Source organism: Arcobacter iocasae (assembly GCF_042214795.1).
In the GTDB taxonomy this organism is placed as follows: domain Bacteria; phylum Campylobacterota; class Campylobacteria; order Campylobacterales; family Arcobacteraceae; genus Arcobacter; species Arcobacter iocasae.
This window is the reverse complement of sequence record NZ_CP090177.1, coordinates 3,068,341-3,081,769: the sequence shown is the minus strand read 5'-3', so window position 1 is coordinate 3,081,769 and position 13,429 is coordinate 3,068,341. Positions and strand designations below refer to the sequence as shown.

Here is a 13,429-nt window from a genome sequence, read left to right as displayed (position 1 = left end):
AAAAAAAAGGAGAATGAATGAAATTAACAAAAATTGCTAGTGCTTTAGCACTTAGTGCTGCTGTTTCAACACTATTGTTTGCAGCAGATACAGTTAAGATTGGTGTACAAGCACCAATTACAGGACAATATGCTAATGAAGGTCAAAGTATAGAAAACTTTGTAAGACTTATTGCAGATGAAAAAAATGCAGAAGGTGGGCTTTTAGGTAAACAAATCGAAGTTATTACTTGTGATGATGAAGCAAAAGCTCAAAAAGCTGCTGTTTGTGCTAAAAAATTAACTAATGCTGGTGTTATTGCTGTAATTGGTTCTTATACTTCAGGTGCTACAGAAGCTGCTCAAACTACATATTACAGAAAAAATGTTTTACAAACTTCTGATGGTACAAGTGATTCTTTAATTGCTAAGAAATACTGGACTTTCTTTAGAAACTCATTTCCAAACTCTTCTCAAAGTGATTTTACAGCAGAGTATATGGTAAAAACAAAAAAATATAAAAAGATTGTAGTTTTATCTGATTATTCTTCTTACTCAGAAGGACTTGGTGATGCAACTGAAGCTTCAATCAAAGCTATTGGTGGAAATGTTATTTATAGAGGGAAAATTAAATCAGGAACTCAAAACTTTTCAGCAATATTAACAAAAATAAAAGAGATGAACCCAGATGTAATTTATTACTCAGGTTACTATACTGATGGTGGATTATTAAGAGCTCAACAAAAACAATTACAAATAGATGCAGATTTTGTTGGTGGTGATTCAAATGACAACCCTGATTTCTATAAATTAGCAGGTAAAGCAGCTGCTGGAACAGTTTTAATTAACTTCCCAACACCTGAAATTTTACCATACCCAGAAGCTAAAAAATATCTTGCAGCTTACAAAGCTAGATTTAAAATGGATCCTCCATCAATTTGGCCTGTAACTAATGCAGATGGTTTCAGAGCAGTTATTGAAGGTGTTGAAAAAACAAAATCTTTTGACACTAAAAAGATTGCTGCATACATTAGATCTATGAAAGATTTTCCAGGAATTACTGGACCATTTAATATTAGAGAAGATGGTGAGAGAGTTGGTGCTAAATTTGTTGTTTACAAAATGAAAAATGATGGTACAAAACAAGTTGTTACTGAATAATAATGAGGTTTTAAAATAATGGATACTCTTCTTCAACAGTTAATTAATGGTTTAACAGTAGGAAGTCTTTATGCATTAGTAGCCTTAGGTTATACAATGGTTTACGGTGTGATGAAGTTAATCAACTTCGCACACGGTGACCTTGTTGCCTTCTCTGCTTATGTAGGACTTACTTTGTTTACACAGTTTTATGGTTCAAATGCATTGACGTTAGTGAATATTGTTATAGTATTTACTCTAACAGCAATCGTTGTGGCTTTTGTAGGTGTTCTTCTTGAGCGTCTAGCCTATAGACCTTTAAGAACGGCACCAAGATTAAGTGCAGTTGTTTCTGCTCTTGGTGCATCACTTGTTATACAAAATGCAATAATGTTAATTTGGGGACCAAATATGGAAATATTCCCAGCTAATGTATTCCCAAGTACTTCATGGAATTTTGGTGGAGTTATAATTTCGTTTACTCAATTGGTAATCTTAGCATTATCAGCTGTGTTAATGGTTTCACTTTATCTTTTCATCAATAAAACAAAAATGGGAACAGCCATTAGAGCAACTGCTATAGATCAAGATGCTGCAAAGCTTATGGGTATCAATGTTAATAGAGTAATTATGACTATTTTCATAATTGGTTCTATGCTTGGAGCTATTGGTGGTTTATTTATTGGTATGTATTATAGAGGCTTAACATTTGATATGGGATGGCTTTATGGTTTAAATGCATTTATTGCAGCAATTATTGGTGGTATTGGGAGTATTCCAGGAGCTATGCTTGGTGGATTATTACTTGGATTATTTAATGCACTAATATCAGGATATATTTCAACAGAATGGGCAGAAACATTTACATTTATTTTATTAATTATAATTTTAATTGTAAAACCAACTGGACTTCTTGGTGAAAATACAGCGGAGAAAGTATAATGAATAGAACTACAATTATTGCTACACTTTTTTTAGTAGTTATGGCAGTTTTTCCATTTTTAGTTGATTCTGCTTGGTTAAGTATTGGTATTACATTTTTAGTATTTGCCGTTGTTGCTTTTTCGCAAGATATTATTCTTGGTCGTGCTGGTGTATTTAATATGGGACATGCAATCTTCTTTGGAATGGGTGCATATACAACAGCTATTTTAAATGTACATTTTGGATTTGAAATTATTGAAACTATTCCTTTTGCGATTTTAGTTCCAGTTGTTTTCTCAGTTTTACTTGCAGGTCCAATTATTCATTTAAGAGGTGACTATTTACTTGTTGCAACTATTGGATTTAATATTATTTTTGAACAAGTATTATCAAATGATGTTTTTGGTTTAACTGGTGGTCCTAATGGTATTTTTGGAATTGATTTCTTTAGAGTTTTTGGTTATGAACTTACAAGTGATACAGCAGTTTATTATATTGCCTTTAGTTTATTGATTGTTACTTTATTAATAATTAGAAACTTAGATACATCAAGATATGGAAGAGCTTTATATTATATAAACAAAAATGAAATTGCAGCAAAATCTATGGGTATTAATATCTCATATTATAAACTTTTTGCTTTTGCTTTAGGTGCTGCAATTGCAGGTGCTGCTGGATGTGTTTTTGCTATTCAATATTCAGCTGTAAGTCCTGAGTCTTTTAACTTTATGCAATCCGTAATGTTCTTTGCAATCGTTCTTGTTGGTGGATCTGCTTCACTTCCTGGAATTATTATTGGAACATTTGTAATGTTTGTATTACCTGAATTATTTACAGAATTTAAAGAATCAAGATATCTAATTTTTGGTGCAGCTATGGTTCTTACTATGATTTTAAGACCAAATGGTGTTTGGCCTGCAACTTTTGGAAATATTCCAAAGTTTCTTAAAAAGAAAGCTAGGGAGGCAAAATAATGAAATATGTATTAGAAATAGAAAATGTTTCAAAGTTTTTCCATGGATTAGTTGCAATTGATGATTTAACTATCAAAGTTAAACCAGGTCAAATATATGGAATCATTGGTCCAAATGGTGCTGGTAAAACTACGCTTTTTAACTGTGTTACAGGTATTTATACTCCTGAACAAGGAACTATAAAATATAAAGGTGAAAATATTACTGGTATGGAACCTCATAAAATTGCCCAAAGGGGAGTTTTAAGAACATTTCAAAATATTAGACTTTTTAAAGAGATGAGCGTTGCTGAAAATATCATTGCTGGCTGTCATACAAAGTCAAAACAAAAATGGTATCACGCTATTGTTCACACACCTTTTTATAGAGCAGATGAAAAGAAACAATGGGAAAAAGTTGGAGAACTAATGGATTTCTTTGGTTTAACAAAATATGCTAAAACTCCTGCAGGAGATTTATCTTATGGAAATCAAAGAAAAATTGAGATGGCAAGAGCACTTGCAGCTGAACCTGAACTTTTAATCTTAGATGAACCAGCAGCCGGACTTAATGAAAATGAGACCATAGAACTTACTAACATTATTTTAAAAATAAAAGAAATGGGTCTTGGAATTATGATGATTGAACATGATATGGATATGGTTATGAAATTAACTGATTATATTACTGTTATTAATTTTGGGAAAGAGATTTCTCAAGGTCTTCCATCATTTGTACAAGATGATCCAAAAGTTATTGAAGCTTATATTGGAACAGATGATGAGGAGGATGAATAATGGTAAATAATGAAATATTACTAGAAGTTAGAGATCTTCATGTGTCATATGGAGCAATATCTGCTATTAAAGGTATAGATTTAACAGTATTAAAAGGAGAAGTTGTAACAATTCTTGGTGCTAATGGTGCTGGTAAAACTACAACTTTAAGAACAATTTCTGGACTTTTAAAGCCAAAATCAGGAAATATTATTTTTGATAAAAATGATATTACTAAATGTGACGCACATGATATTGTATCACTTGGTATGTCTCACTCACCAGAAGGAAGAAGAGTTTTTGGAACATTAACTGTTGAAGAAAATCTTATGATGGGTGCATATACATTAAAAGGACATGATAAAGAGACTTTGGATTGGATTTATGATATTTTGCCAAGACTTAAAGAGAGAAAAAAACAGCTTGCTGGGACTTTAAGTGGTGGTGAACAACAAATGCTTGCAATTGGGAGAGCTATTATGAGTAAACCTAAACTTTTAATTTTGGATGAGCCTTCATTAGGTTTAGCACCAATTTTAATTAAAGCAATTTTTAAAGCAATAAAAGAAATTTCTTTAAATGGTGTTACTGTTTTATTAGTTGAACAAAATGCAAAAGCAGCTTTAAAGTTAGCAGATAGAGCATATGTGTTAGAAGTTGGGAAAATCACACATGAAGGAACAGCGGAAGAATTATTAAACTCTAAAACAATACAAGAGGCCTATTTAGGTAAAAAACATTAAAAAAAAGAAGAAGAGTAGATAGAGGAAATTTATTTCCTCTGTTATGCAATTGGTGATGCATAAGTCTACTTTAGTTTGATTATATTCAATTAATTATAAGGATTGTACATGAAAAATGAAACAGAAATTATAGGCTCAGCAGTTAAACTAGCTGAAAAATGGCAAAACAGAGCAACAGAACTTGTTAGTGATTGGGATAGAGAGTTTTATGCAAAAATGAATAAAATGCTTGACCATCCAAAAGATAAAGCTCTTTTAATAGAGTTAATGGATCAATGTTTTAGATGTGATTCAAATGCAAGAGTTGCTGATCAAATTATTTTCTTATTAGAAAAGCATGGGATGGCTCACTTTTTTACAACAAAAGATAAAACACTTTTATGGTTATTCCAAAATTTTGGAAAATTTTTACCAAACTTATCTGTTCCTATGTTTGTAAATCAAATAAGAGAAGATACTAAGACAGTAGTTATTAAAGGAGAAGAAGAGCCTTTTAATAAACACTTAATTATGAGAAAAGAAGAGGGTACTAGAGTTAATATTAACCTTATTGGTGAAGTTGTTCTTGGTGAAGAAGAAGCAGGTGAACGAATGGAAAAATATTTAAAAGCTTTATCTAACCCAAATATTGACTATATTTCTATTAAAATATCAACTATTTACTCTCAAATTAATCCTTTAAATTTCGAACACACAGTTGAAGTACTTGTTGAAAAATTAACTAAAATATATGAACAAGCAATTAAATATCCTTATATAGCTCCAGATGGAACAAAATCAAATAAATTTATTAATCTTGATATGGAAGAATACAGAGATTTAGCTATTACTGTTGAAGTATTTAAAAGAACATTAGATAAACCACAATTTAAAGATTTTTATGCCGGTATTGTTTTACAAGCATATATTCCAGATTCTTTCTTAGTTCAAAAAGACTTGTTAGCATGGGCTAAAAAAAGAGTAGAAAATGGTGGATCTCCTATGAAGTTTAGACTTGTAAAAGGTGCTAATATGGAGATGGAAGAAACTGAAGCTAGCCAAAAACATTGGGAAATGGTTACATATACAGATAAAAGTGATACAGACTCAAATTATAAAAGAATGGCAAGACATGCCTTACAACCAGAAAATGCTCCATTTATGCATATAGGAACTGCTTCTCATAACTTATTTGAATTAGCATTTGCTACAACATTGGCTGAAGAAAATAAAACAAGTCAATATCATACATTAGAGATGTTAGAAGGTATGAGTGAAGCTGCAAGATTAGCGATTAGAGAAATCTCAAAATCAGTGATTTTATATGCTCCAACAGCTGCAAAAGAACAATTTACAAATGCAATTGCTTATTTAGTGAGAAGACTTGATGAAAATACAGGTCCAAATAACTTTATTAGATACTCTTTTGGTCTTACAGTTGGTTCAAAAGATTGGAATATGCAAAAAGAGTTATTTTTAAAATCTTTTGAAAATGAAAAAACATCATTCGTAGGTGCCCATAGAACACAAAATAGACTCACAGAAAAATGGGATGACTTCTCACACTCTTCATATGATACAAAAGAGTATCATGCTGAAGCTGATACAGATTTTGTATTAGCAGCTAATCAAGAGTGGGCTAGAGGTATTATTAAAAAATGGCAATTTTCTAAAGATACTGACCATAAAATTACTCCAATAGTTGTTGGTGGAGTTGATATTTCAGAAGATAGAAAAGTAGTAGATGCAATTGATAAATCTCAAATTAAAGATGGAGTATTAGCAGGAAAATTTGCAAATGCAAATGCTGAAGATCTTAAAAAAGCTGTAGAAGTAGCAAAAGCTGATAAAGATGGTTGGAGAAGTTTAACTCATGAACAAAGACATGCTGCACTTAAACTTGTTGCTATAAAGGTGAGAGAGAGAAGAAACGATTTAATAGGTGTTGCTGCTGCTGAAGTTGGTAAAGTATTTACTGAAACTGATGTTGAAGTTTCAGAAGCGGTTGATTTCTTAGAATTTTATCCATATAGTACACATTATTTTGAAAAATATCAAAACTTAGAGTTTTCAGGAAAAGGTGTTGGTGTTGTAATTCCACCATGGAACTTCCCTGTTGCTATTCCTTTAGGTGGAGTTGCTTCATCTTTAGCTGCTGGAAATACAGTTATTATTAAACCAGCATCTGCTGCAGCATTAACAGCTTATGAGATGTGTAAATGTTTCTGGGATGCTGGTATTTCTAAAAATGTTCTTCAATTTGTTCCTTGTCCAGGAGCACTTGCAGGTGAACACTTAATTGCAAATAAAGATGTTGATTTTGTAATTTTAACAGGTGGTGAAGATACCGCTGCTTCTATGTTAAAAACTAGACCTGATTTATTATTGACTGCTGAAACTGGTGGAAAAGATGCAACAATTGTAACAAATATGGCAGATAGAGAACAAGCTGTTAAAAATGTTTGTCAAAGTGCATTTGCAAACTCAGGTCAAAAATGTTCTGCAACATCACTTTTAGTATTAGAAGAAGAAGTTTATAATGATGAGTCATTTAAAAAAGCTTTAATTGATACTGCTAAGTCTATGAGTGTTGGTTCTGTTTGGGATTTAAAAAATAGAATTGGAACTTTAGCAAATCCTGTATCTGGAAATCTTAAAAAAGCAATTAGTGAATTAGAAGGTAAAGAAGAGTGGTTGGTTGCTCCTGAATATGCAGAGGGTAATGAGTATATGTTAAAACCAGCAATTAAATGGGGCGTAGAGGAGGGTAACTTTATTCATATGAATGAGTTATTTGGACCAGTTCTTGCCGTTGTTAAAGCAAAAGATTTAGCACATGCTGTAAAAATTGTAAATGATACAGGTTATGGATTGACTTCTGGTATTGAATCTCTTGATGAAAGAGAAGTTTCTTATTGGAAAGCAAATCTTAAAGCTGGTAACCTTTATGTAAATAGAGGAACAACTGGTGCGATTGTTCTGCGACAACCATTTGGTGGTATGGGTAAATCTGCAATTGGAGCAGGAAGAAAAGTTGGTATTTTCAACTATGTTACTCAATTTGTTAATTTTACTGAAAAATCAAATCCAACTGTTAGTAAAAAATATAACTCTGATTTAGTTAAATTTATTGATTCTTGTAAATCAAAAGGTGAAAATAAAGAAGAGTTCGAAAAATTAGCAGTTGCTGTTCAATCATATTATGAAAACTATGAAAATGAATTTAGCAAAGCAAAAGATTATTGTGAAGTAAGAGGTGAAGATAATCACTTTAGATATTTACCATTGGATAAAGTTGTAATTAGAGTAAGCTCTGATGATACAATTTTTGAAGTAGTATCTAGAATCTTAGCAGCAAGAATTTCAAATGTAAGCTTTACTGTTTCAATTAATGGTAATGATACTATTAAAGACTTCTTAGCTAAATCAGCTATTCTATTAGGAACAAATAAAGTTGTTGAAGAAGATGATAAAGCTTTTGCAAATACAATAAAAGATTATCAAAGAGTTATTTATTCAAATATTAGTAAAGTTCCTTCTTCAATTTTTGAAGCTGCATCAAAATCTCTTACATATATAGTAAGACAAGCTCCAATGATGGAAGGAAGACTAGAACTTCTTAACTATTTCATTGAGCAATCAATCTCTCACTCTTTCCATAGATATGGAAATATTGGTGCAAGAGGTTTAAAATAAGAAGGAATTTTCCTTCTTATTGCCACTTTTAATTTTAACCCCACTTTTATACATTTCGTGATGTTAAAGCCCTAAAAAATATAATAGGAATTATATATGGAAACTTGGTTTATAGTATTAGTAGTTTTTGGTTTAGGTATATTTATGTGGTATGTCCATGATAAATATGTTCAAAGAACACATCAAATTTTAGTTAATTATCCAATTGTTGGCCGTTTGAGATTTGTTTTCCAAGAGTTTAGAGAACCTTTTAGACAATATTTTGGTGATGAAAAATTTTATGAATCAATGGATAAACTAGATTGGGTATATAGTGCTTCAAGGGATAAAGTTAATTTTGCATCTTTTTCACCTTCTCAGCCATTACCTAAACCAAAATTTATGTTAAGACACACGAACATTGTATTAAATGAAGATGAAATTGATAATGAGTTTTCAGTTACATTTGGTGAAAATAGAGAAAAACCCTTTGTGGCAAATTCGATTTTAGGTCGTGGGCCGATGAGTGATGGGTCTATTTCTCCTGAGGGGACTAGAGCTTTTGTTTATGGAGCAAAAGATGGTGATTTCCCAATAAATTCAGGTGAGGGTGGATTGACTTCAAACTTTTTTGTAACACATTATAATTATGATACAAAGTATATGAAAGAAGTTACTGGTAATGCTTTACAGCATAAGATTTTTAGATTATCGAAAATCTTATTCAATGAACCAGTAGCTATTGATTTTTATAGAAGAGGTCTATTTAAAAAGGACTTAGAAGCAGATACTTATGTTTTTAATAAAGATAAAGAGTGTTTTTTTAGACCTAATTGGGAGGCACCTATTGAAGCTTTCCCAAATGAAGTACCTGAAGATATGCCAGATATTATTTTACAAATAAGTTCAGGTTTATATGGTGTTAGATCAAGAGATGGAAAGTTTGATAAAGAGCGTTATAAAAAACAAATGAGTTTTTGTAAAATGACTGAGATAAAAATTGCTCAAGGTGCTAAACAAACAGGTGGTAAATTAATCGCTGAAAAAGTAACTCCTTCAATTGCTTATTATAGGAATATTGAAGCACACAAAGATGCTTTTTCTCCTAATAGATTTCCTTATGCTAATACTACTGAAGAGTTATTTGATTTTATAGGTGAACTACAAGAAGCATCAAAAAAACCAGTAGGAATAAAAATAGTTATTTCTGATTATGACAATATAGTTCCAATTGCAAAAGAGATAAAAAGAAGAGAAGAGTTAGGTTTACCTTATCCTGATTATATCTCTATTGATGGTGGAAGTGGAGGTAGTGCTACTGCACCATTAGATATGATGGAAAGAATTGGTATGGATATTAGAGATGCTTTATACTTAGTTGATAAAGTTTTAAAAGATTATGAAGTTAGAGACAAAGTTAAATTATCAGCAAGTGGTAAAATCTTGACTCCGGATGATGTAATAATTACACTTTGTTTAGGTGCTGATTTTGTACAAATTGCCCGAGGCTTTATGATGAGTGCAGGGTGTATTCGTGCAAGATATTGTTCAGGTGCTGGAGAACATCAATGTCCTGTTGGATTAGCAACACAAGACATTAAAAAAAGAAAGCATTATTTTGTAAAAAAACATGCTAGTAATGTTAAAAACTATCATAAAAATATTTTAAAAAGTATGAAAAGTTTACTTGCAGTAATGGGATTGAAAAATGTCAATCAACTAAATAAAGATAAATTAATTTTCTTAGATAAAGATTCAATTATTCATGATGATATGGATGCTTTATTTGAGAGAAGAATATTAATCAAAAAATAAGAAGGAAATTTTTATGTTTGGACTAAAAAATCTAAAAATTGGTTCTAAAGTTCTAATTGCACCAAGTATTGCTTTACTATTTTTATTAACATTAGCAATATTTGCAAATAACTCTTTAACTTCAAATAAAAATACATTAAAAGAAATAGTTGAAGTGAAGTTTGAACTTTATCAAACAAGTAGTAAGTTTTTGGCTGATATTGAGTTATATAATGGAATTTTATACAAAGTTTTTAATTATGTAACTGGTGCATATGATGAACCAGAAATTAATGCAGAAATAAAAAAACTAAATGATATTAGAAAAGTAGTTGATGAAGATTATAAAAAACTATTAAAATCAGTTGTACATGATGAAAAAATAAAAAAATTAATTAAAGATATTGATGTTAATTTAAAAGATTATAATGGACAAATTACTGATGCAATGAATGATGTTATGAATATTTACTTAGATAAAATTTTAGAGAGTGATATTCCTTTTACTAAAATTTCTAAAGATTTAAATAGTATCAATGAATTTGCATATAAACAAAATAATTTAAGTTATGAATTGGCTTTAAAGAAGATAGAAAAGACTAGATATACTCTATATACACTTGTTGCTGTGGTTATAAGTTTATTATTTTTTATTATTATTGGAGTTACTAATTCAATTAAAAAGCCTCTTGTTATATTTCAAGATGGATTATTAGATTTTTTCCAATATTTAAATCAAGAAAAAAGTGATGCAAAAGAGATTCAATTAAATTCTTCTGATGAGTTAGGAACTATGGCTAAGATTATAAATAATAGTATTACAAAAACAAAAATTACTATTGAAAAAGATAGAGTATTAGTTGATAGTGCAATTCATTGTGCAAATGAGGCAAAAAAAGGTATTTTAGATGTATCTATTAGTGGAGATACTCCAAATCCTACTTTACATGAATTGAAAGAAGTTATTAACCAAATGCTTTTTGTAGTAAAAGAGAATATTCAAAATGCAATGAATGTATTATCTTCTTATACAAATTATGATTATAGAGCTAAAATAGATACAACTCATATGGAAGGTGATTTAAAAGCACTTTGTGATGATATAAATAATTTAGGGCTTGCAATAACGACTATGTTAATTGAAAATAAAAAGATGGGAGTAGATTTATCAACAAATGCACATAAATTGTCAAAAGGTGTAGATAGCTTAACTATTTCAGCAAATAACCAAGCTGCATCATTAGAAGAATCTGCTGCTGCAATTGAAGAGATAACATCAAATATGAAAAATAGTTCAAATAATATAGTACAAATGAACACTTATGCAAATGAAGTTTCTGATTCAGTAACACAAGGAGAAGAATTAGCTTCAAGAACAGCTTCTTCTATGGATAAAATAAATGAACAAACTCAATCAATAGCAGAAGCAATTACAATAATTGATCAAATAGCATTTCAAACAAATATCTTAAGTCTTAATGCAGCAGTTGAAGCAGCAACTGCTGGTGAAGCTGGGAAAGGCTTTGCTGTAGTTGCGCAAGAGGTTAGAAATCTAGCTTCAAGAAGCGCTGAAGCAGCACATGAAATAAAAGAGTTGGTTGAAAATGCAACAGAAAAAACAAATGAAGGTAAAAAAATATCAACTGATATGATAAATGGATATGAAAGATTAAATAAAAATATTCATAATACATTATCTCTTATTTCAGAAGTTTCGAATGCTTCAAAAGAACAATTTAGTGCGATGGAACAAATTAATAGTACGATTAACAAATTAGATCAAGTAACTCAACAAAATGCAGTTGTTGCATCTGAGGCTAATCATGTAGCTAATGAAGTAAATAAAATAGCAGAGAAAGTTGTAGAAAATACAAATAAAAAAGAATTTCACGAAGAAATTTGATATTTGTATTTAGGATATTGAAGGTTAAAATATAAAAAATAAATTTATTTTTTATATTTTAATATAAGAACTTGCTCATAAAGCATATTTCCAAAGCCTTCAGGAAGTTCGGGATTTTCTTTTTCAATATGTTCTATTAACTCTTTTATATCGACATCTTTCATATTTGCAGCAAGAGGCATGATTGTTTCACTTATTTTTTGTCTAAATTGGCTTATTTCTTCTGTTGTCATTTTTTATCTTTATTTTAAATTATATTCAAATTATAGTAACTTTTTCTAAAATTGTAGTTAATTTTTATATATTTTATCGATGAATATTAAATATATAAATAAATATAAATTATGATATAATCGCGAAAAAAGTTTAGGATAAGAAAAATTGATTGAATTAAGTAAAAAAATTTCAAGTGTAGTTGGACGAACAAATGCGGAGTATGGTTTAATAAAAGAAGGTGATAGAGTTTTAGTTGGATTTTCAGGTGGAAAAGATTCTACTACATTAATTCATGCATTAAATCATATAAAAAGAGTTACACCATTTGATTTTGAATTTAAAGCAGTTACTGTAACTTATGGTATGGGAGAACAAGTTGAGTTCTTGTCAAAACATTGTGCCAAGCATGGAATAGAACATGAGATTATTGATACAGAAATTTTTGAATTATCAAAAGAAAAAATAAGAAAAAACTCTTCTTTTTGTTCATTTTTCTCAAGAATGAGAAGAGGGTATTTATACTCAACTGCACAAGAACAAGGATATAATAAATTGGCTTTAGGACATCACTTAGATGATGCAATGGAATCATTTTTTATGAATTTCTTATATAATGGAGCTTTGAGATCTATGCCTCCTAGATATAAAGCTGAGAATGGGCTAGAAGTAATAAGACCTCTTATTTTTTGTAGAGAGAGACAATTAAGAGCTTTTGCAACAACAAATGAAATAAGTGTAATAGGTGATGAAGCTTGTCCTGCTATGAGATTTGATATTAAAATGCCACATGCAAGAGCTGCAACAAAAGAATTATTGGAAAAAATGGAAGAAGAAAATCCTCAAATGTTTGTTTCTATGAAAGCAGCATTTAAAAATATCCAAACTTCAACTTTCTTTGATAAAGAGTTATTAGATTAAATATATTTATTGATTAGCATTGCTAATCTTGTAGAATCTAATGCTCCTGATACTCTTTCCATCTCTTTTCCTGCTTTATAGATAATTAAAGTGGGAATTGAGCGTATTTGATACTTAGATCCCAAGTTTTGTTCCACTTCTGTATTTACTTTTGCAAATTTTGCTTTTAAGGGATATTTTGCACTAATCTCTTCAAATGTAGGTGCAAACATTTTACAAGGTCCACACCAGGGTGCCCAAAAATCTACAACTACAGGAATATCAGAATTTACAATTTGTAAATCAAAATTTGAGTCATTTAAATCAAGGGGTTTAGTATTTAGAAGTGATTCTTTACATTTACCACAATTAGCTACTTTATAATTATCTTTTTTTGGAATAGAATTTACACTATTACAAGAAGAACAAACTACTTTTATTTTATCCATTA

The 13,429-nt window shown here is 30.0% G+C and carries 11 protein-coding genes; 9 read left to right on the top strand and 2 right to left on the bottom strand.

What is annotated here, in order from left to right; genetic code table 11:
• Nucleotides 1-17 precede the first annotated feature (17 nt).
• The 8 genes from LXN10_RS15320 to LXN10_RS15285 all read left to right on the top strand — a co-directional run bounded on the left by LXN10_RS15320 (nucleotide 18) and on the right by LXN10_RS15285 (nucleotide 11,865).
• The gene (locus LXN10_RS15320; protein ID WP_375723844.1) at nucleotides 18-1,139 is read left to right on the top strand and encodes a branched-chain amino acid ABC transporter substrate-binding protein; all 1,122 of its coding nucleotides are present in this window, start codon (nucleotides 18-20) and stop codon (nucleotides 1,137-1,139) included.
• Nucleotides 1,140-1,157: 18 nt separating this feature from the next.
• Nucleotides 1,158-2,060, top strand: a complete 903-nt coding sequence (locus LXN10_RS15315) for a branched-chain amino acid ABC transporter permease (protein ID WP_375723843.1) — start codon at nucleotides 1,158-1,160, stop codon at nucleotides 2,058-2,060.
• Nucleotides 2,060-3,016, top strand: coding sequence for a branched-chain amino acid ABC transporter permease (locus tag LXN10_RS15310; RefSeq protein WP_375723842.1), 957 nt, complete (start codon nucleotides 2,060-2,062; stop codon nucleotides 3,014-3,016). Before LXN10_RS15315 ends, LXN10_RS15310 begins: the two co-directional genes overlap by 1 nt.
• The gene (locus tag LXN10_RS15305) at nucleotides 3,016-3,792 is read left to right on the top strand and encodes an ABC transporter ATP-binding protein (RefSeq protein WP_375723841.1); all 777 of its coding nucleotides are present in this window, start codon (nucleotides 3,016-3,018) and stop codon (nucleotides 3,790-3,792) included. Before LXN10_RS15310 ends, LXN10_RS15305 begins: the two co-directional genes overlap by 1 nt.
• Complete coding sequence (locus tag LXN10_RS15300; protein WP_375723840.1) at nucleotides 3,792-4,514, top strand: ABC transporter ATP-binding protein; 723 nt, start codon at nucleotides 3,792-3,794, stop codon at nucleotides 4,512-4,514. Before LXN10_RS15305 ends, LXN10_RS15300 begins: the two co-directional genes overlap by 1 nt.
• A gap of 108 nt (nucleotides 4,515-4,622) precedes the next feature.
• Entirely contained in the window at nucleotides 4,623-8,189 is a 3,567-nt protein-coding gene (locus LXN10_RS15295) for a bifunctional proline dehydrogenase/L-glutamate gamma-semialdehyde dehydrogenase (RefSeq protein ID WP_375723839.1), read from the top strand.
• A gap of 96 nt (nucleotides 8,190-8,285) precedes the next feature.
• Complete coding sequence (locus LXN10_RS15290; protein ID WP_129099345.1) at nucleotides 8,286-9,983, top strand: FMN-binding glutamate synthase family protein; 1,698 nt, start codon at nucleotides 8,286-8,288, stop codon at nucleotides 9,981-9,983.
• 13 nt (nucleotides 9,984-9,996) lie between these two features.
• A complete protein-coding gene (locus LXN10_RS15285) occupies nucleotides 9,997-11,865 on the top strand; it encodes a methyl-accepting chemotaxis protein (RefSeq protein ID WP_375723838.1) in 1,869 nt (622 codons plus the stop codon).
• 44 nt (nucleotides 11,866-11,909) lie between these two features.
• Here the strand turns inward: LXN10_RS15285 and LXN10_RS15280 are convergent, their stop codons facing one another.
• On the bottom strand, nucleotides 11,910-12,098 hold the full coding sequence (locus tag LXN10_RS15280; protein ID WP_129099343.1) for a hypothetical protein: 189 nt from the start codon (nucleotides 12,096-12,098) through the stop codon (nucleotides 11,910-11,912).
• A 148-nt stretch (nucleotides 12,099-12,246) separates the two neighbouring features.
• Between LXN10_RS15280 and LXN10_RS15275 the strand changes: the two genes are divergently transcribed.
• A complete protein-coding gene (locus tag LXN10_RS15275) occupies nucleotides 12,247-12,999 on the top strand; it encodes a tRNA 2-thiocytidine biosynthesis TtcA family protein (RefSeq protein ID WP_129099342.1) in 753 nt (250 codons plus the stop codon).
• Here LXN10_RS15275 and trxC read toward each other — a convergent pair.
• Entirely contained in the window at nucleotides 12,996-13,427 is a 432-nt protein-coding gene (gene trxC, locus LXN10_RS15270; protein WP_375723837.1) for a thioredoxin TrxC, read from the bottom strand. The genes LXN10_RS15275 and trxC overlap by 4 nt on opposite strands.
• Between the last annotated feature and the right edge of the window lie 2 nt (nucleotides 13,428-13,429).